This window comes from Paraburkholderia sp. SIMBA_027 (assembly GCF_046535315.1).
In the GTDB taxonomy this organism is placed as follows: domain Bacteria; phylum Pseudomonadota; class Gammaproteobacteria; order Burkholderiales; family Burkholderiaceae; genus Paraburkholderia; species Paraburkholderia tropica.
Genome location: NZ_JAWRWY010001084.1, coordinates 1 through 255 on the forward strand (window position 1 = coordinate 1; position 255 = coordinate 255).

Below are 255 nucleotides of genomic sequence, written 5' to 3' on the forward strand. Positions count from 1 at the left end.
GACTTGGCGATGCAGACCAGAAGCAGCGGCGGATCCAGCGAAACCGAGGTGAAGGAATTCGCGGTCATGCCGCGCGGCGTGCCGTCTTCATCGCGGGTGGTGATGACGGTGACGCCCGTCACGAAGGTTCCGAAGGCCCGGCGCAGTGCGATCGGATCGATCGGCGCATCCGCCTTTGCCGCTATCTCCGCCATGCTTTCCTGCCTCCTCCGTTTGTTGAAGAGGAGGCTATCGCTGCCCGTCCGGTGGTTCTTC

Annotated in this window: 1 protein-coding gene; it reads right to left on the reverse strand. The window is 63.5% G+C overall.

What is annotated here, in order from left to right; all coding sequences use genetic code 11:
• Positions 1 to 194 (reverse strand): flavin reductase family protein (locus SB764_RS42455; RefSeq protein WP_410867101.1); only part of this gene is annotated, 194 nt, incomplete at its 3' end.
• Positions 195 to 255: the final 61 nt, after the last annotated feature.